Origin of the sequence: Streptomyces sp. NBC_01276 (assembly GCF_041435355.1) — a bacterium.
GTDB lineage: Bacteria > Actinomycetota > Actinomycetes > Streptomycetales > Streptomycetaceae > Streptomyces.
Genome location: NZ_CP108442.1, coordinates 1,898,661 through 1,917,384 on the forward strand (window position 1 = coordinate 1,898,661; position 18,724 = coordinate 1,917,384).

The 18,724-nt window shown below is 72.3% G+C and carries 18 protein-coding genes; 3 read left to right on the forward strand and 15 right to left on the reverse strand.

Annotated features, from left to right (window positions below):
- Positions 1-26: 26 nt before the first annotated feature.
- The 9 genes from OG295_RS07900 to sbnA all read right to left on the reverse strand — a co-directional run bounded on the left by OG295_RS07900 (position 27) and on the right by sbnA (position 8,541).
- Positions 27-254, reverse strand: coding sequence for an MbtH family NRPS accessory protein (locus OG295_RS07900; protein ID WP_266843120.1), 228 nt, complete (start codon positions 252-254; stop codon positions 27-29).
- 146 nt (positions 255-400) lie between these two features.
- The gene (locus OG295_RS07905) at positions 401-1,624 is read right to left on the reverse strand and encodes an FAD-dependent monooxygenase (protein ID WP_371676240.1); all 1,224 of its coding nucleotides are present in this window, start codon (positions 1,622-1,624) and stop codon (positions 401-403) included.
- Positions 1,621-3,111 (reverse strand): condensation domain-containing protein, encoded by a 1,491-nt coding sequence (locus OG295_RS07910; RefSeq protein ID WP_371676241.1) that lies wholly within the window; start codon positions 3,109-3,111, stop codon positions 1,621-1,623. Before OG295_RS07910 ends, OG295_RS07905 begins: the two co-directional genes overlap by 4 nt.
- Positions 3,108-3,827, reverse strand: coding sequence for a 2-hydroxychromene-2-carboxylate isomerase (locus OG295_RS07915; RefSeq protein ID WP_371676242.1), 720 nt, complete (start codon positions 3,825-3,827; stop codon positions 3,108-3,110). Before OG295_RS07915 ends, OG295_RS07910 begins: the two co-directional genes overlap by 4 nt.
- A gap of 46 nt (positions 3,828-3,873) precedes the next feature.
- A complete protein-coding gene (fabG, locus tag OG295_RS07920) occupies positions 3,874-4,617 on the reverse strand; it encodes a 3-oxoacyl-[acyl-carrier-protein] reductase (protein ID WP_371676243.1) in 744 nt (247 codons plus the stop codon).
- 128 nt (positions 4,618-4,745) lie between these two features.
- Complete coding sequence (locus tag OG295_RS07925; protein ID WP_371676244.1) at positions 4,746-5,846, reverse strand: beta-ketoacyl synthase N-terminal-like domain-containing protein; 1,101 nt, start codon at positions 5,844-5,846, stop codon at positions 4,746-4,748.
- A complete protein-coding gene (locus OG295_RS07930; RefSeq protein ID WP_371676245.1) occupies positions 5,843-7,108 on the reverse strand; it encodes a beta-ketoacyl synthase in 1,266 nt (421 codons plus the stop codon). Before OG295_RS07930 ends, OG295_RS07925 begins: the two co-directional genes overlap by 4 nt.
- A complete protein-coding gene (locus tag OG295_RS07935; RefSeq protein ID WP_280914146.1) occupies positions 7,105-7,368 on the reverse strand; it encodes an acyl carrier protein in 264 nt (87 codons plus the stop codon). Before OG295_RS07935 ends, OG295_RS07930 begins: the two co-directional genes overlap by 4 nt.
- Positions 7,369-7,506: 138 nt before the next feature.
- Positions 7,507-8,541, reverse strand: coding sequence for a 2,3-diaminopropionate biosynthesis protein SbnA (gene sbnA, locus OG295_RS07940; RefSeq protein ID WP_266843108.1), 1,035 nt, complete (start codon positions 8,539-8,541; stop codon positions 7,507-7,509).
- A 180-nt stretch (positions 8,542-8,721) separates the two neighbouring features.
- Between sbnA and OG295_RS07945 the strand changes: the two genes are divergently transcribed.
- From OG295_RS07945 to OG295_RS07955, 3 genes are all read left to right on the forward strand, one after another.
- The gene (locus tag OG295_RS07945) at positions 8,722-10,320 is read left to right on the forward strand and encodes a tryptophan halogenase family protein (protein WP_371676246.1); all 1,599 of its coding nucleotides are present in this window, start codon (positions 8,722-8,724) and stop codon (positions 10,318-10,320) included.
- A gap of 97 nt (positions 10,321-10,417) precedes the next feature.
- On the forward strand, positions 10,418-11,113 hold the full coding sequence (locus OG295_RS07950; RefSeq protein WP_371676247.1) for a flavin reductase family protein: 696 nt from the start codon (positions 10,418-10,420) through the stop codon (positions 11,111-11,113).
- Positions 11,100-12,410 (forward strand): cation:proton antiporter, encoded by a 1,311-nt coding sequence (locus tag OG295_RS07955; RefSeq protein ID WP_371676248.1) that lies wholly within the window; start codon positions 11,100-11,102, stop codon positions 12,408-12,410. The genes OG295_RS07950 and OG295_RS07955 overlap by 14 nt, the downstream gene beginning before the upstream one ends.
- 145 nt (positions 12,411-12,555) lie before the next feature.
- Here the strand turns inward: OG295_RS07955 and trpD are convergent, their stop codons facing one another.
- The 6 genes from trpD to sbnB all read right to left on the reverse strand — a co-directional run bounded on the left by trpD (position 12,556) and on the right by sbnB (position 18,664).
- Positions 12,556-13,623: an anthranilate phosphoribosyltransferase gene (gene trpD / locus OG295_RS07960; RefSeq protein ID WP_371676249.1), complete on the reverse strand. Its 1,068-nt coding sequence runs from the start codon at positions 13,621-13,623 to the stop codon at positions 12,556-12,558.
- Positions 13,623-13,817 carry a hypothetical protein gene (locus OG295_RS07965; protein WP_371676250.1) on the reverse strand — a complete coding sequence of 65 codons (195 nt, stop codon included), beginning with the start codon at positions 13,815-13,817 and terminating at the stop codon, positions 13,623-13,625. The genes trpD and OG295_RS07965 overlap by 1 nt, the downstream gene beginning before the upstream one ends.
- Before the next feature lie 265 nt (positions 13,818-14,082).
- Positions 14,083-15,402, reverse strand: coding sequence for a class II 3-deoxy-7-phosphoheptulonate synthase (locus OG295_RS07970; protein ID WP_371681132.1), 1,320 nt, complete (start codon positions 15,400-15,402; stop codon positions 14,083-14,085).
- 23 nt (positions 15,403-15,425) lie between these two features.
- On the reverse strand, positions 15,426-16,022 hold the full coding sequence (locus OG295_RS07975; protein ID WP_371676251.1) for an aminodeoxychorismate/anthranilate synthase component II: 597 nt from the start codon (positions 16,020-16,022) through the stop codon (positions 15,426-15,428).
- On the reverse strand, positions 16,019-17,557 hold the full coding sequence (locus OG295_RS07980) for an anthranilate synthase component I family protein (protein WP_371676252.1): 1,539 nt from the start codon (positions 17,555-17,557) through the stop codon (positions 16,019-16,021). The genes OG295_RS07975 and OG295_RS07980 overlap by 4 nt, the downstream gene beginning before the upstream one ends.
- 72 nt (positions 17,558-17,629) lie before the next feature.
- A complete protein-coding gene (gene sbnB, locus OG295_RS07985; protein WP_371676253.1) occupies positions 17,630-18,664 on the reverse strand; it encodes a 2,3-diaminopropionate biosynthesis protein SbnB in 1,035 nt (344 codons plus the stop codon).
- Positions 18,665-18,724 lie beyond the last annotated feature (60 nt).

Consider the following 18,724-nt stretch of genomic DNA (forward strand, 5'->3'; position numbering starts at 1 on the left):
CCCGGGTGGCCCGCACGTCCGGGTGGTCAGGCGGCGGAACCCGCGGACATCCGGCGGCGCAGGCTCGCGGGGCGCAGGTCGGTCCACAGTTCGGTGATCCGGGCGAGGCATTCCTCGCGGGTGCCCTCGGTGCCCTCGGCGTGCCAGCCGGCGGGCAGGTCGCGGTCGGCCCACCAGATCGAGTACTGCTCCTCGTCGTTGAGGACGACGCGGTGGACCGTGTCCGCCTGGTTCTCGTTCTGCTGTTCGCTCATCGCTGTTCCCTTCGCGTGGTCAGGTGCCGCCATCCTTGAAGAGGGCGCTATCGATGCCCTATCGAGCGCATATACGTGCCGGAACGCGGCAGGGCCCCCGATGCCTGTCGGCTTCGGGGGCCCTGCGGTGTGCGGGTTGTGGCGGGTCAGGCGGCGGCGCCGCTCAGGCCGGTGCCGGCGGTGCCGGGAGCGCCCTGGGGGAGGGTCGGGAAGGCGGCCTCGAAGGCGGCCTCGACATCGTGTCCGAGGATCCAGCCGACGTCCGCGGCGGCCTCCTTGACGCCACCGGGCCGGCCTCCGGCGCCCGGGGCGGGACGGCCCGCGCGCGATCCGAGCTGGACCTTCGTGGTGTGCGGGCGGCGCAGCGACTCGTAGCGCTCCAGGGCCTCGGCGACGCCCCGCGCGTCCTCGTCCGCGCGGGCGAGGCACAGGGCGAGCGCCACGCCGTCCTCGACGGCCTGGTTGGCGCCCTGTCCGTGGTGGGGCAGCATCGGGTGGGCCGCGTCCCCGAGCAGGGTCGCCCGGGAGGTGCTCCACCGCTCCAGCGGGGCCCGGTCGTAGAGGGCCCAGCGGCGGACCTCGCCCGCGGCGCCGACCAGTTGGCGCACCTCGGGCGTCCAGCCGGTGAGGACGGCGTCCAGGTCGGCCCGGTCGCCGGCGCTGGTCCAGGACTCGGCGTCGCCCTCGTCGGCGGGGGTGACCACCACGTACGTGAACTGCCTTCCGCCGCTGACCGGGTAGCACAGCACCCGGGACTCGGGGCCCGCGAACATGTACATCCGGCCCGGGTCCAGCGAGGGCACGTCCGCCGCGTCCACCAGCCCACGCAGCGCGCTGTTGCCGGAGTACACGGGGGCGTCCGCGCCGGCCACCGCGCGGCGCACCGCCGAGTGGACCCCGTCGGCGCCGACCAGGACGTCGGCCCGGCCCGTGGTGCCGTCGGCGAACTCCAGGAGCACCCCGTCGGGGGCCTCCTCGTGGCGGACGAGCTCCTTGCCGGTGCGCACCCGCTCGCCGGGCACCAGTCCCGCGAGCATCCGGTGCAGGTCGCCGCGGTGGACGGTGAGGTAGGGGGCGCGGAACTGCCGCTCCCAGGCCTCGCCCATCTCCTGTACGGCGACCCGCGCGCCGTTGTGGAAGGCCCGGACCTCCAGGGCCTCGGGGCGGACCGCCAGCTCGGCCAGGCGCGGGCCGAGGCCGAGGCGCTCCAGCAGCCGGGTGCCGTTCGGGCCCAGGTGCATGCCCACGCCCTGCTCGCGCAGGGCCCCGCCCCGCTCGTACACGGTGACGTCCAGGCCCCGGGCGTACAGGGCCGCGGCGGCGGTGAGGCCGCCCAGACCCGCGCCGATCACGGCGACTTCGAGGCTCACCGGTACTCCCAGGCACTCTCGAAGGAGTCGAACTCGTCGGCGGAGTCGAAGGATCCGAAGTCCGCGCCGGCTCCGCCCGCGGAGCCCAGGGCCAGCAGTGCCTCCAGTTCCCCCGCGCCCGCCAGCTCCACGTCGGCGACGCGGGTGTCCGGCTCGGCGACGGCGGCCGCCAGCATCCGCTCGTACCCGTCGGCGAAGCGCGCGACGGTCTCGCGGTCCAGCACGTCCGTGTCGTACGAGAAGACCGCGGTGACCCCTTCGGGGGTCTGCTCGATGCGCAGGAGCAGGTCCAGCTGGCCCTCCTGCTGCGGGACGTCGATCAGGGCGATGTCCAGCCCGGCGTACGGGACGGACGGTCCCTCGGCGGCGCCCGGCGCGACGTTCGGCACGGGCGGCTCCATCCGGTCCATCTGGACGAGGAACAGGGCGGTGCGGAACACCGTGGCCCGGGGGAAGGCCAGCGCGCACGGGTAGCGGACGCCCATCATGCCGCCCATCACCCGCTGCCCGGCCTGCTCGGCCGCGCTGCGGAAGGTGGAGCCGGCGGTGAAGTCGGCCCGTACCGGCATGGTGTTGAGGAAGCAGCCGATCACGTCCCGCTGCGCGCGGCCCATCCGGCTGGTGGCCGGGACCCCGAGGACGAAGGCCTCCTGGCCGGTCCAGCGGTGGGTCAGGGCCTGGAAGACGCCGAGGAGGTAGGCGAAGGGGGTCACCCCCGCGACGGCGGCGGCCGGGGCCAGGGCGGCGGCGCTCTCCGCGGCCAGCTGCCGCACGACGGTGCCGCCCCGGTAGGAGCGCAGCGCGGGCCGGGGCCGGTCCAGGGGGAGTTCGGCGGCGGGGGCCCGCCCCACCGACTCCTGCCACAGCTCGGCCGCCCGCAGGCCCGAGGCGGAGGCGGTGTAGCGCAGCTCCTCGGCGGCGTGGTCGGCGTAGGAGCCGGGGATGGGCCGCCAGCGGGGTTCCTGCCCGGACGCGAAGCCCTCGTAGGCGTCGAGGACGTCGCGCACCAGCAGCCAGCGCGAGGTGAAGTCGCTGACGATGTGGTGGGCGGAGGTGACCAGCGCCCAGTCCTCGTCGGTGTTGCGCAGCAGCACCACGCGGAAGGCCGCGGACTCCAGGCGGAAGGGCTGGGCCCCGGCCTCCTCGGCGGCCCGGTGCAGGGCCTCCTCGCCGGCGCCGTCGAGGTCGCGGAACTCCAGCCGGACCAGGGGCTGTTCGCCCACGGTGCGGCGGACCCCTTCGGCGTTCTCGGTGAACACCGAGCGCAGCAGCTCCTGGCGGGCGCCGACGGCGGTGACGGCGGCGTCCATGGCGGCGGGGTCGACCCGGCCGCGCAGCCGCAGCGGCATGACGATGTTGTAGGCGGAGGCCTCGGGGGAGACCCGGTAGGCGGTCCACATGGACTGCTGGATCGCGGTCAGGGGCAGCGCCCGCACGGCGCCGGGCCCCTCGGCGGCGGTGTCCGTCACGGCGGTCACGGCGGTCATCCGCAGCCTCCCGCGTGGCTCATGTCCGTGGTGCGCCCGGCGCCGACCACCGCGAGCTCCGTCTCGGCGGGCTGCGCGGCGGGGGCCGCGGGGGCGGCGTCCCCGAAGGAGGCGGCGAAGGCGGCCACCCGGTCCAGGCCCCAGTAGGGCTCGCTGCCGTTGACGAAGAACGGGACGCCGAAGACCCCGTCGCGGTGCACGTCCAGCAGGGCGGCGACGGCCCGCTCGCGCAGCTCCGGGCTGTCGGTGGCGGCGGCCACCGCGTCGGCGTCGAGGCCGGTCTCCACGGCCAGTTCGAGGATGGTCGCGGGGTCGCAGATGTCGCGTCCCTCCAGCCAGCGGGCCCGGCCCGCGCGGGCCACCCACTCCCGGCCCAGGCCCGCGTCCACGGCGAGGAACCAGGTCAGGTGGGCCGGCTCCCACCACGGCGCGCGGTCGGCCGGCCAGGTCAGCGCCAGCCCGCGCTCGGCCGCGAGGCGGCGTACGTCACGCAGGATGTAGAACTGCTTGGCGCGGGTCATGGGGGTGTACGGGAACTGCCCGCCGGCCTCGTCCAGCAGCTTGGCGCTGGTCTCGTCGGGCTCCCAGAAGGGGCGCCATTCGACCTGGTCGAGCAGACCGGGGTGCTCGCGCTCCAGGTCGTGCAGGACGAAGAAGTTGTAGGGGCTGCGCAGGTTGAAGTAGAACCGGGGCGGTTTGGCGGCACGGCCGGCCATGTCGAACTCCTCTGTGAATCAGGCTGGTCGGACTGGTGGGGGCCGGTCAGACGACCAGACCGCCGTCGATGTGGAAGACCTGTCCGGTGATGTACGCGGCGCGGTCGGAGGCCAGGAAGGACACCAGCTCGGCGACCTCGTGGGCCTCGCCGAAGCGGCCCAGCGGGATCCGGGACGTCATCTCCTTGGCGTGCTTCTCGGACAGGCCCCCGACCATGTCGGTGGCGATGAATCCGGGGGCGACGGCGTTGGCCCGCAGGCCGCTGCGGCCGGACTCCTTGGCCAGGGCCTTGGTGAAGCCGATGATCCCGGCCTTGGTCGCGGAGTAGTTGCTCTGCGTGGCGTTGCCGGCGGCGGCGACCGAGGAGAGGGTGATGATGGTGCCGCGGCGGCGCTTCATCATCGGGAAGGCCAGCGCCTTGGCGAAGTTGAACGTCCCGTCGAGGTTGGTGCGGACCACCGCGTCCCAGTCCTCGTCCTTCATCATCGCGAGGTGGCCGTCGCGGACGATGCCGGCGGCGGTGACCAGCACCTCCACCGGGCCCAGTTCGGCCTCGGCCTGCGCGGTGAAGGCCCGGACCTGCTCGCGGTCCGTGACGTCCACGCGGCGGGCCAGCACCCGCGCCCCCAGCTCCCGGGCGGCCTTCGCGGCGAGCTCGGCGGCCTCCTCGTTGGACTGGTAGCAGAAGGCCACGTCGTGGCCGTCCCGTGCCAGGGTCTCCACCACGGCCCGGCCGATGCCGCGCGAGCCGCCGGTGACGAGGGCTACCGGCCTCGGTGTCTCGGACATGGATAGATGCCTCTCTCTTCGGGACGCGGGTGCGCGCGTACGCGGGTAAGCGCGGGGGATGGGGGGATGGTGCGCGGGGTGCGGTACGGGGCCGGGGGGCGCGGTGGCGTGCGCCCCCCTCGCCGGTCTCAGCCGAGCCGCAGCAGGGTGGCTCCGACGGTGCCGTCCCGGTCCAGGGCGGTGACCAGCGCGAGCCGGTCCACCAGGGCGGGGTCCGCACCGGCGTGCGCCAGGACGGCGGCCAGCTGGAAGGCGGCCGAGGCGGCGGTCGCGTCGCCGACGAGCGGGCGTACGGCGATCCGCTCGCCGCCGATCCCCTCCAGCGCGGACTCCTCCTGCTTGCCGAGCTGCCCCGGCGGGGTGCCCGGCGCGATCAGGGCGACTTCCTCGGGGCCCACGCCCGCGTCGGCGAGCACCTCGGCGACGCAGCGGGCCAGCGCGGCCCCGGCGCGTCCGCTCTCCGGGAAGGCCCGGAAGCGGGAACCGAGGACGGTGGCGAGCACCCGTCGGCCTCCCTCGCGGGCGGCCTCCCCGCTCTCCAGCAGGAACAGCGCGGCGCCCTCGCCGAGCGGGTCGGCCTCGGCCCCGCCGTGGTCGGCGACCCGCTCCAGGCGGGCCCGCTGGACGGAGAACTCCTCGGCCGCGCCGGCCAGCAGCGCGTTGGCGTGGCCGCCGCGCAGCAGCCGGGAGGCGTAGTTCAGGGCCAGCAGGCCGGTGGCCGAGCCGCCGGAGACGGTGACGTTGGGGCCCTTGAGGGTGTGCCGGATGGCGCTCTGGCCCGTCGGGCAGTTCATCACCGTGTTGGGGAACCGGGCCGGGTCGACGAGGTAGGGCTTCTCCCCCGTCAGGGCGTCCCGGGTGAAGTCCATGATGGACTGGACGCTGCCGGAGGTGCCGAGCACCAGCCCGGTCTTCTCCGGGTCGGCGGCCAGGCCCTGGCCGAAGTCCTCCAGGAGCTCGCCGACGGTGACGACGGCGATCCCGGTGGCCCGGTCCATGGAGCGGGTGCCCTTGCGGCCGAGCACGGCCTTGATGTCGAAGCCCGGGACGAGGCCCGCTTCCCCGTAGGGGACCGGCCACTGCCCGCCGTCGACGGCGGAGGTCGCCGTGGTCCCGGCCAGGAGTCCCTCGGCGAAGGACCGGCGGCCCAGGCCGTACGGGGAGGTCACGGCCCAGCCCGAGATGACGAGCCGGCGCTCGCGGGGCCGCGCCGCTGCTGTTTCCGTCATGCGACTGCGCTCCTGTCTTCCCAGTGGCCGAGGACGAGGACGGCGTTGTTGCCGCCGAAGGCGAGTCCGTTGTTCTGCACGACCTTGAGGTCGGCTTCGACCGCCTCGTTCGGTACGCAGTCCACGCCGCACTCGGGGTCGGTGGTGCGGTGGTTGATGGTCGGCGGGATGAATCCCTCGCGCAGGGCGAGGGCGCAGGCCGCCGAGGCCAGGGCGCTGGCGGCGCCCATGGTGTGGCCGATCATCGACTTGATGGAGACGGTGCGCGGCAGGTCCTCGCCGAACACCTGACGGATCGCGCCGACCTCGGTGACGTCGTTCGCCCTGGTCCCGGTGCCGTGCGCGGAGATGAAGTCCACGTCGGCGGGGGTGATCCCGGCGTTGGCGTGCGCCGCGGTGATGCAGCGGGCGATCGAGTCCCGGTCGGGGGCGACCGGGTGGCTGGCGTCGCAGGACAGGCCGTAGCCGAGGACCTCGGCGTAGATCCGGGCGCCGCGGGCCAGCGCGGACTCCAGCGACTCCATGAGCAGGATGCCGGCGCCCTCGCCCGTGAGGATGCCCTGCCGGTCGGCGTCGAAGGGCCGGCACACGTCGGGGGCGATGGTCCCGAGCCGGTAGAAGCCGGTGAACGTCTTGCGGCACAGGGCGTCGGCCCCGCCGCACAGGGCCATCTCCACGTCTCCGGAGCTGATCGCGTCGTAGCCGTAGCCGACCGCGTAGTTCCCGGCGGCGCAGGCGGTGGGGACGGTGACCGTCTCCACGTCCTCCAGGCCGAGTTCGCGGACGATGCCGGCGGAGAGCCGGCCCGGCCAGACGCGGCGGGCGACCACCGGGTCGAGGGCGTCCTCGTCCCCGGCGACCTGGAGCCCGGTGAGGTGGTCCAGGTCGCGGGACTCGCCGTCGGTGGTGCCGACCGAGACCAGGGAGCGCCTGGCCCGGACGTCCGCCTCGGTGAGACCGCCGTCGGCCACCGCCATCCGGGCCCCGGCGACCGCGAACTGGGCGGCCCGGCCGAGCTCGTCGGCCGGCAGCTCGCGCAGCCAGGCCTCCGGCTCGAAGTCGGTGATCTCGCAGGCGTTGGAGTGGGCGAAGCCGGTGGTGTCGAACGCGCTGATGGGCTTGGCCCCGCTGCGTCCGGCGCGCAGGCCCTCGGCGAAGGCGTCCACGCCCGTGCCGATGCTCGTCACGACACCGAGACCCGTGATCACCACCCGGTGCCGGGCAGCGGTCCGCTGCCCCGTCGCGGCCGTCTCGGTGGTCACTTGCCCTCGGCCTCCGCGATCACGGCGTAGACGCCGACCAGGTTGACCATGCGGCTGAGCTCGGACTGCTCCAGCGTGATGCCGAAGACCCGCTCCAGCGAGGCCAGGATCTCGATGGTGCGCAGGGAGTCCGCGTCGTGCTCCTCCTTGAAGAGGCTCGTCTCGGTCACCTCGTCGAGGTCGAGTTCGAGGATGTCGCAGACGATTTCCTTGATCTGCTCCTTGCGCCCGGCGTCGAGGGCGGGGATCTGGGTGGTCATCTGATGTTCCTCCAGGTGAAGGGCGGTCCGCGGCGGACCTGCCGGTGCCGTGCCGGGTGGGCGCCCGGTGGGTTTTCGGGGTGGGGGGCTGGCGGGGCCAGCGGTGGTGCGATGGTTCGATGGTGGGAGGGGCCGCTATCAGTGGCCTATATCCACCAGGTGCGGAGTGAGGCCCGCGGACCGGGGCTCCTTCCACAGGTGCGAGACCTCGCCGAACTGGCGGTACACCCAGGCGTCGTCGTAGATCGTCTCCAGGTAGCGGTCGCCGCCGTCGGGCAGGACGAGCACCACGTTCGAGCCGGGGATGATGTCGGGGGCGATCCGTTCCAGTGCCGCGACGACGGCCCCTGAGGAGCCGCCGGCGAGCACCGCCTCGTCACGGACGAGGCGCCGGCAGCCGACGACGCAGTCGAGGTCGCCGACGTGGATGACCCGGTCCGCGTCCGAGGGACGCAGCAGCCGGGGCACCACCGAGGCGCCGTGGCCCGGGATGAGCCGGGTGCGGCGCTCCTGCGGGCCGAAGAGCACGCTGCCGATGGCGTCCACGGCGTTGATCGTGGTGTTCATCCCGTGCCGGCGGATGTACTCCGCGCAGCCGCCCAGGGTTCCGCTGGTGCCCGCGGCCACGACGAGCTGGTCGACGCGGCCGTCGAGGGCCTCGGCGATCTCGCGCATCGTGTTCTGGTGGGCGATGGGGTTGAGGGGGTTGGAGTACTGGTCGGGCCAGTAGGCGTCGGGCGTCACGGCGACGAGGTCGGCCACCCGGCGGAGCCGGGCCGGCAGCAGTTCACCGGTGGCCGGATCGGGGTCGACGACGATCTCGACCTCGGCCCCGTAGGCCCGCAGGATCGCGACGTTCTGCCGGGTCGTCCTGGCGTCCACCACGCAGATGAAACGCAGTCCGAAATACCCGCAGATCTGGGCGAGCCCGATCGCGAGATTGCCGGAACTCGACTCGATCACGGTTGATTTTCCGGGTACGAGTTCCCCGGTTCTGATGCGCGCCAGCACCATGGAGAGTGCTGAGCGGTCCTTGATACTTCCTCCGGGATTGAACCGCTCCACCTTGGCGAACACCCGCGAGCCGAGGCCCGGCAGCAAACGCTCCAGTTCGATGAGCGGAGTTCCTCCCACGGTGGAGAGGATTCCCTTCGTCCCTTCTTCGTACGGCATCTGATGCAGCCATCCTCTGCTGGGAGTTGCGGGGTGCGGATACAGCGTGATTGAGATTCGGCCAATCCGCTATATCGACGCCATACGGCCGGTTATAGGTGGCGCATAGTCGATGGCCTGAATCTCTTCCACATCGCACCACGGAAGTCCCCCATGAAGACGGAAGAGAGAGTCCCTCACATGACCGGCACCGACTCGCGCATTCAGAAAGTCGTCATCCTGGGCGGCGGAACCGCCGGCTGGATGACCGCCGCCTATCTCGGCAAGGCCCTCCAGGGCACGGTGGACATCACGGTCCTGGAGGCTCCGGCGATCCCGCGGATCGGTGTCGGTGAAGCCACCGTCCCGAACCTGCACAAGGTCCTCTTCGAATACCTCGGCATCGCCGAGGAGGAGTGGATGCGGGAGTGCAACGCCAGCTTCAAGATGGCCGTCCGCTTCGTCAACTGGAGAACCGGCGGCCAGGGCGAGCCGAACGCGCGGGAGCTGGAGAACGGCGGGCCGGACCACTTCTACCACCCGTTCGGCATCCTGCCGGACAGCGACAACGTCCCGATGTCGCACTACTGGGCCAAGCGGAAGCTGGAGGGCCAGACCGAGGAGCCGTTCGACTACGCGTGCTTCCGCGAGCCCCCGGTCATGGACGCGAAGAAGTCCCCGAAGTGGCTCGACGGCACCCCGTCCACCCGCTACGCCTGGCACTTCGACGCGGCCCTGGTCGCCGACTTCCTGCGCCGCTTCGCCACCGAGAAGCAGGGCGTCAACCACGTGCAGGGCGAGATGACCCGCGCGGAGAAGGACGAGCGCGGCTTCATCAAGGCCCTCCACACCAAGGACGGCAGGGTCCTGGAGGCCGACCTGTTCGTGGACTGCTCCGGCTTCCGCGGCCTGCTCATCAACCAGGCCCTCGAAGAGCCGTTCATCGACATGAGCGACCACCTGCTGTGTGACAGCGCCGTCGCCACCGCCGTTCCGCACGACGACGAGGCCAACGGCATCGAGCCGTACACCTCCGCCATCGCGATGTCCTCCGGCTGGACCTGGAAGATCCCGATGCTGGGCCGTTTCGGCTCCGGCTACGTCTACTCCAGCAAGTTCACGACCAAGGAGGAGGCCACCAAGGAATTCAGCGCGCTGTGGGGCCTCGACCCGGAGACGACGAAGTTCAACCACGTGAAGTTCCGGGTGGGCCGCAACCGTCGCGCCTGGGTGAACAACGTGGTGAGCATCGGCCTTTCCTCCGCGTTCCTGGAGCCGCTGGAATCGACCGGGATCTACTTCATCACCGCGGCCATCTACCAGCTGGCGAAGCACTTCCCGGACCGCACCTTCAACCCGGAGCTGGCCAACAGCTTCAACCGCGAGATCGAGGTGATGTTCGACGACACCCGCGACTTCATCCAGGCGCACTTCTACTACGCGCCGCGCAATGACACCCCGTTCTGGCGGGCGAACAAGGAACTCACGCTGCCGCAGAACATCCAGGAGAAGATCTCCGCGTACAAGGCCGGCCTGGCGATCAACTCCCCGATCGCCGACGAGTCCACGTACTACGGGAACTTCGAGGCGGAATTCCGGAACTTCTGGACCAACGGCAGCTACTACTGCGTCTTCGCGGGCCTCGGCCTCGAACCGGACGCCCCCCTGCCGATCCTCGCGCACAAGCCCGATTCCGTGGCGGGCGCCGAGGCCATGTTCGGCAAGGTCAAGCAGGAGCAGGAGCACCTCCTCGACACGCTGCCGAGCACGTACGACTACCTGCGCAAGCTGCACGGCTAGTCCGCAGTCGCTTCCTCCCGGTGCGCAGGCCCGGAGCCGGCCCCTCCCTCCGGCTTCCGGGCCCGCGCCGCACCCCGATCCCCAGGAGTCCCCACAGATGTCCCGTACCTCCCAGCCCTCCCCGTCCCTGCGCGCCGATCAGTCCGACGGCGCGGCCGAAGCCGACATCCGCCCCCTGATGTCGGCGTTCCCGTCCGGTGTCTCGGTGATCACCACGATCGGCACGGATTCCGAGCCGCGCGGCATGACCTGCAGCTCCCTCGCCAGCGTGGCCCTCTCCCCGCCCACCGTCGTGCTGTGCCTGCGCACGCAGAGCCCGACCGTGCAGGCCGTGCTGGAGACCGGCCAGGTCGCCGTCAACCTGCTCCACGAGAACGCCCGTCCCGTCTCCGACCTGTTCGCCTCGGGCGCCCCGGACCGCTTCGCGCGGACCGAGTGGCGGCTCCCGCTGGGGGCCGGCGGCCCGCACCTGGCGGCGGCCTCGCACGCCGTCGCCGACGGCGAGGTGGTCAGGGCCGTCGAGTTCGGCGACCACACCGCGGTGTTCGTCCGGGTCACCCGGGTCTCGCTGCACGACGGGGAGGAGCCCCTGCTGTACGGCAAGCGCAGGTACGCCCGCTGGACCGATGCCACCGCCGTGCCCGGCCCGCCCGCCGCGGCCCCACCCCTGCCGGCGATACCCGCCCCGCCCGCCGCCGCCACGCCGGCCCCGTCCGCCCCGTTGACCGCGTCGGCCCCGTCGGCCGCGTCGGCCGCGTCGGCACCCAAGGAGGCCGCCCGTGTCCGCCCGTGACCCGCTCCCCGACCTGCTGATCGCGATCCCCGCGGTCATCATCTCGTGCAAGGCCGGCGCGATGCTCTTCCGCCGCCTCGGTCAGCCGCCGGTGGTCGGCGAGATCGCCGTCGGCATCCTGCTGGGCCCCTCGCTCCTCGGCTGGCTGTGGCCCTCGGCCCAGACATGGCTGTTCCCCGGGACGGTCCTGCCGTTCACCGGGGCGTTCGGAAATCTGGGTCTGCTGGCGTTCATGTTCCTCGTGGGCCTGGAGCTGAACCTCTCCGCCCTGCGCGGGCACAGCCGTACGGCCATCGCCGTCAGCCAGGCGAGCATCGCGCTCCCTCTGCTCCTCGGCTCCGGGCTGGCCCTCCTGATGTACGACACGCTGGCCCCCAAGGGGGTCTCCAAGATCGCGTTCGTCCTGTTCATCGCGGTGTCCATGAGCATCACCGCGTTCCCGGTGCTGGCCCGGATCCTGACCGACCGGGGGCTCTACAACACCCGGATCGGCGCCCTGGCCATGGCCTGCGCGGCGGTGGACGACGTGACCGCCTGGTGCCTGCTGGCCGCGGTGGTCGCCGTCAGCACCAGCAGCTCCCCCATCGAGGCGGCCACCACGGCGGCCCTGGCGGCCCTGTTCCTGGCCTTCATGATCTACGCCGTCCGGCCGCTGCTGGCCAAGTGGGCGACGCGGGCCGCCCGTACGGTGGACTCCGTCGTGCTGGTCGTACTGTTCAGCGGGCTGTGCCTGTCGGCCTTCACCACGGACAAGATCGGCGTGCACGCCCTGTTCGGCGCCTTCGTCTTCGGCGTGATCACCCCGCGCGGCTCCCGGGTGATCGAGCTGTGCGCGGCCCGGCTGCGGGCCTTCACCATCCCGATCCTGCTGCCGCTGTTCTTCGTCAACACCGGTCTGCGCACCGACGTGGGGCTGGTGGTCGCCGACCCGATGATGTGGGTGTGGGCCCTGGCCGTCATGGTCGTCGCCTTCCTCGGCAAGTGGGGCGGCAGCACCTCCGCGGCGCGGGCCACCGGCCAGTCCTGGCGGGACGCCATGTCGATCGGCGCCCTGATGAACTGCCGCGGTCTGACCGAGCTGGTGGTGCTGAACCTGGGGCTGGAACTGGGGGTGATCGGGCCGGACCTGTTCACCATGCTGGTCCTGATGGCCCTGCTCACCACGGCGGTCACCAGCCCCGCGCTGTCCTGGATCCGCCGGAAGGTGCCACGGGGCACGGAGGCCGACGACACGGCCGACGGTCCCCTGGCACACGATCCGGTGCAGTTGCCGGCCCAGGCCGCCGCGGTCTCCTGAGGCGTACCCCACCGGGACCCGCTCCCGCACCCGCACCCGTTCCCTGACCGCGACCCGCCGTGCGGCCGTACCGTCCCCCTCCCAGGGACCGGTACGGCCGCACGCCCGTGTTTCGCGCGTCATGCCCGCCCTACGTGTCCACCGCTCACCGCCCCGCCGCGGCGAGCGGTGCCCCGGCGTGTCCGGCGGCGGCCCGCACCCAGCGGTCCAGCACCGCTTCCGCGGCCCCCGAGTCGAGGGCCTCCGCCGCCACGGCGACGGCTTCCCGCAGCCGCTCGGTGACCCCGCGCCCGCCCGCCGGCCCGGCGGCGGCCAGCGCGGCCCCCGCCGACAGCAGCACCGCGTCGCGGACCGGGCCCCGCTCCCCGCCGGCGAACAGCCGTCGGGCCACCTGCGCGTTGTACGCGGCGTCGGCGCCCCGCAGGGCGTCGGCCGGGGCGAACGCGATGCCGAGGTCGCGGGGGTCGAAGGATTCCTCCCGGACCCTTCCCCCCTCGACGCTCAGCACGGTCGAGGTGCTGGTGACGCTGAGCTCGTCGAGCCCGTCGTCCCCGCGGAACACCAGGGCGCTCGTGCCCCTGCGGGCCAGCACCCCCGCGATGAGCGGGAGCAGCCGCGCGTCGGCCACCCCGACCGCCTGGGCGGTCGGCCGGGCCGGGTTGGTCAGCGGCCCGAGGGCGTTGAAGACGGTCGGGATCCCCAACTGCTTGCGCACCGGCGAGGCGTGCCGCATCGAGGGGTGGAAGTCGGGGGCGAAGCAGAAGGTGATCCCCGCTTCCTCCACCAGCGCCGCGACCCGGGCCGGCGGCAGGCGCAGGGTGACCCCGAGCGCCTCCAGCACGTCCGCGGATCCCGAGGCCGAACTCGACGCCCTGTTGCCGTGCTTGACGACCCGGGCCCCGGCGCCGGCCGCGACGATCGCCGACATGGTGGAGATGTTGACCGTACGGGCGCCGTCGCCCCCCGTGCCGACCACGTCGACCGTGGCGCCGGGCACGTCGAGGGTCACCGCGTGGTCGAGCAGGGCACGTACCAGACCCTCCAGTTCGCCGACCGTCTCCCCCTTGCCGCGCAGGGCGACCAGGAAGCCGGCGAGCTGGGCGTCGGTGGCCTCGCCGCGCATGACCTGGTGCATGGCCCAGCCGGTGTCGGCCTGAGCGAGGTCCCGGCCGGCGAGGAGGGTCTCCAGCAGCGTGCTCCAGTTGCGGTCCATCAGTGCCATTCTCCGGATTCGGACGTGGTGGTGGGAACGGGGACGGGCGTGGCACCCGGGGTGCCGTCGGCGGTGATGCTGACCGGGGCGGCGTCGGATCCCTCTTCGGCGATCTGCACTCCGCCGGCCACGGCCACGGCCACGGCGATGGCGATGGTGATCCGCTTGACCTGGGTGCGCCACGTGTTCTGCATCTCGGTTCTTCTCCCCCGTTGAGTCCCACTTGAGTTCCGGTCTGTTCCGGTGAGAAGAACACTAGGAAGGAGCGGCTTCGAGCTGATATCGCTCTGCTTCCAGGGCCTGGCACATTTCGATAATGACGATATAACTGCTGGTCAGATGGTGCCCCGATGTCGATAACGAGCATCGGGGCACCGCTTGACCAGCGGACCGGGGCCGCTGGAGGACCGCTTGAGGACCCGTCGCGGCCCGGTCGGCGATAAAGCCGGAAGCGGAGGCTCAGCGTTCCCGGTACATCTCGGCCACCAGGAAGGCCAGATCCAGTGACTGGGTGCGGTTGAGCCGCGGGTCACAAGTGGATTCATAGCGTTCGCTCAGCCCGTCCAGGCTCACTTCCTCACCGCCGCCCACGCATTCGGTGACATCGCCCCCGGTGAACTCCAGGTGCACGCCCCCGGGATGCGTCCCGAGCTCGCGGTGGACCTCGAAGAAGCCCTTCACCTCGTCGACGATGTCGTCGAAGCGGCGGGTCTTGAGCCCCGACGGCGCCTCGAAGGTGTTGCCGTGCATGGGATCGCTGACCCATGCCACCGGCGCCCCCTCCGCGGCCGTCTTCTCCACCAGCACGGGCAGCCGCTCGCGGACCTGCCCGGCGCCCATGCGGACGATGAACGTGAGCCGGCCGGGCTCCCGTTCGGGGTCGAGCCGGTCGATCAGCCGCAGCACCGTGTCGGAGTCGGTGGTCGGGCCGAGTTTGACCGCGATCGGGTTGGCGATCTTCGAGAAGAACTCCACGTGGGCCCCGTCCAGGTCCCGGGTGCGTTCCCCGATCCACAGCATGTGGCCGCTGCCCGAGTAGCGCCGCCCGGTCGTCGGGTCCTCACGGACCAGCGGTTCCTCGTACTCCAGCAGCAGTCCCTCGTGGCTGACGAAGAACTCCACGGCGTGCTGGATGCGTTCGTCGGCCCCGCAGGCCCGCATGAAGTTGAGGGCCTGGTCGATCTGGGTGGCGAGGGCCGAGTACCGCTCGCCGACGGGTGAGCGGGCCACGAAGTCCTGGTTCCAGGCGTGTGCCTGGCGCAGGTCCGCGTAGCCGCCCGTGGTGAAGGCCCGTACGAGGTTCAGCGTGCCGGAGGCCGCCTGGTGCATCCGCAGCAGCCGGCCGGGGTCCGGTTCCCGCTCGCCCGGTTCGAAGGGGAAGCCGTTGACGGCGTCGCCCCGGTAGGCGGGCAGGGTCACCCCGTCGCGGGTCTCGGTGGGCTTGGAGCGGGGTTTGGCGTACTGGCCCGCCATCCGCCCGATCTTCACGACCGGCACGGAGGCGGCGTACTGGAGGACGAGCGCCATCTGGAGCAGGGTGCGCACCTTGCGGCGTACGGAGTCCTCCCGCACGTCCGCGAAGGTCTCGGCGCAGTCCCCGCCCTGGAGCAGGAAGGCCTCCCCTCTGGCGACGGCGCCGAGGCGCGCCTTCAGCTGCTCGCACTCGGCGGCGACGACGAGCGGAACGCTGTCGCGCAGTTGCGCCCGTACGGCGTCCAGGGCCGCTCTGTCGGGCCACTCGGGCTGTTGTGCGGCGGGCAGGGCCCGCCAGGAATCCACGTGGTCCACGAAATGCTCCTTTGTCACCCGGCGAGGGCGTCTGCGGGCTGGGTCCGTGCGGTGGTGAGGAAGTTCTCCAGGAGCCGCATGCCGCCGACCGTGGTGATCGACTCGGGGTGGAACTGGACCCCTTCGACGGCGAGGGTGCGGTGGCGCAGTCCCATCACGTAGCCGTCGTCCACGGCGTGCGCGGTGGCGATCAGCTCCTGCGGCAGGGGTTCGGCGACGATGAGCGAGTGGTAGCGCGTGGCGGTCATGGGGGCGTCGAGCCCGGCGAAGACCCCGGCGCCGTCATGGGCGACCTCGCTGGTCTTGCCGTGCTTGAGCCGGTCCGCCACCTGCACGCGGCCCCCGTAGGCCAGGCCTACGGCCTGGTGACCGAGGCAGATGCCGAGCAGCGGCACCCGCCCGGCGAAGCGGTGCACCAGCTCGACGTGGCCCGACTCGGCGGGGTGTCCCGGGCCGGGGCCCAGGACCACGGCGTCCGGCAGCCGCGCGGCGAGCTCGTCGGGGCTCCGGGTGCGGGAGCGGACGACCTCGGTGGTGGCGCCGAGGGTGCGCAGGTACTGGTCGATGATGTGGGTGAAACTGTCGTACGCGTCGACGAGCAGGACCTTCACGGGAGCAGCTCCTCACCGGTGAGCGCCCAGTAGGCGGCCCCCATCTTGTGCAGGGTCTCGCGCCACTCGGCGGCGGGCGAGGAGTCCGCGACGATGCCGGCGCAGCTCTGGGTGGAGTACGTCGACCCGTCGTGGGTGACCGTACGGATGCACAGCGCCAGCCGGGACCAGCCGCGGACGTCGACCAGGCCGACGGCCCCCGCGTACATGCCCCGGGAATCGCTCTCCAGTTCGGAGATGATCTCCATGGCGCGGATCTTGGGGGCTCCGGTGACGGTTCCGGCGGGGAAGGTGGCGGCCAGCGCGGACCAGGTGTCCTCCCCCGGGGCGAGCAGGCCCTCGACCGTGGAGACCAGGTGGAAGACGTGCGAGAAGGTCTCGACCGTCATGACGTCGCGGGCGTCCAGGGTGCTGGGCAGGCTGACGCGGCCGATGTCGTTGCGGCACAGGTCGACCAGCATCACGTGCTCGGCCCGCTCCTTCTCACTGGCGAGCAGGGCCTCGATCCGGGGCCCGTCCACCGCCGGGTCCCCGCTGCGCGGGGTGGTGCCGGCGATGGGACGCATGACGATCCGGTCGCCCTCGGTGCGGAAGAGCACCTCGGGGCTGGCGCCGATCAGCGTGGAGCCGTCGCGGGGGACGAGGTACATGTACGGGGAGGGGTTGCGCGCGCGCAGCCGGCGGTAGACGTCCGCGGGGGTCAGCGCCGTGTCGACCTCGATGCGGTGACCGATCTGGATCTGGTAGATGTCGCCGACGCCGATGTGGCGCAGGCAGCGTTCGACGTTGCCCAGGAAGGCGGCCTCGTCCGTGCTGTCGCGGACTGCCAGCGGGGCGGGGGCCCCGGGGGCCCGGCCGGCCGGCTCGGCCATGCCGGCCGTCAGCCGTTCGACGATCCCGGCGAGGTCGGTGCGGGCGGCGGGGCCGCCGTCGGGGCCGAAGGCCTCGCTCCGGGCCGCCAGCCGGACGGCGGTGCCGGCGTCCAGGTCGTACCAGACGGTGTCCTGGAACAGGGTCAGGACCAGGTCGGGGGCCTCGTCGCCGGAGCCGTCGCGGGCGGGGAGCTCCTCCATGTACCAGGCGGCGCCGTAGCCGATGGTGGCGAGGAAGCCGAAGGCGTACTCGGGGCGGGTGCTGTCGACGTCGAAGGACGCCTGCACGGACCGCAGTACGTCCCAGACCTGGCCGGGCCGCTCGAACAGCCGGTCTCCGCCGGGTCCTTCGACCAGCCCGAGCCGGTCGGCGACCGCGGACAGCTCGGCCAGGACGGGGGCCACGCCGACGGCGGAGATCCGCCCCGGGTGGATCCGCAGCTCGGCGAGCCGGCCGAAGCCGACGACGGCCGAGTTCCCGTCGAACTCGGGGCTCTCCAGGGACTCCAGGAGGAACACGTCCTCCCCGAACCGGGCGCGCAGCGCCTCGTAGAGCTCCATGGGCGGGTGCGGGTCGAGGGCGCTCTCCTCGATCCGGACGGGGAGGGGGCGCCGGCCGTGGTCGGCCGGCGCCCGAGTGGTGGTGTCGAGCAGTGTGGTCACCGGTTCACTTTCCTCGGGTGGCTCGGGGCCGTGGTGGGGGCGGCCGTGGGGGATTGCGGGGAGCGGGAGGCCTCAGCCGTAGCGGCGCATCTCGTGGAAGAAGTCCTCGACGACGGCCAGCCGGCCCTGCGCGTGGAGGGTGTCGTAGATGTGCCGGCCGACCGCGAGGTCGAGCACGCCGAGGCCGAAGGGGGAGAAGAAGACGGGCTTGTCCTCGGGGACGGGAAGCTTCCCGGAGAGCACGTCGTAGAGGGTGCCGTCGACGAACTCGCGGCTTCCGGTGAGCTGTTCGGCCAGGTGGGGGGAGGTGTCGGCCTTGAGGCAGTGCTCGATGTCGTCGACGACGTTGAAGCCGGAGAGGATCACCTCGGGCGACAGGTCGCGCAGGGAGACGTGCAGCACGAGCGGGTTGTGCCCGAACCACTGCGGGTCGGTGACGTGGGGGGTGCCCGCCACGGTCGCGAAGACGACCAGGTCGCTCTCGCGGATCAGCTTCTCGGCGCTGTCGTGGACGGTGACCGGTCCCTGCTCGCCGGAGCGGGTGAGGTAGTCGGCGAAGCCCTCGGCGTGCTCGGTGGACAGGTCGTGCACGCCGATCTCGTCGAACTCCCAGCCCGTGCCCGCCAGGTACTGGTGGATGAAGCGGGCGATCAGGCCGACGCCGAAGAAGCCGATCCGGCGCGGGCGGCGGCCGGCCGGGCTGAGCCGGTCGGCCGCCAGCGCGGCGGAGGCGGCGGTGCGGGCCGCGCTGATGATCGAGGATTCCAGGCAGGCGATCGGGTAGCCGGTCTGCGGGTCGTTGAGGATCAGTACGGCCGAGGCGCGCGGAATTCCTGCCGCCACATTCTCGGGGAAGCTGGAAATCCACTTCACTCCGTCGACCGGCGCCCCTCCCCCGATGGACGCCGGAAGCGCGATGATGCGCGAGGTCGGCCGGTCGGGAAAGCGCAGGAAATAGGACGGCGGATTCACCGTCCCGCCCTCACCGTGCACCCGATATGCGGATTCGATCAATCCGACCACTTCGGGCGCACGGCCGTCCAGGACTTCGTGCACCTGGGCGCCGGGGATCACGGCGAAAGAGGGCGCGCCGGTCGTACGTGACATCGCAGACTCCACAGCTCGGCAGTTTTCTCGTCTGCGATGACGCTAGGGATCCGCTTTATC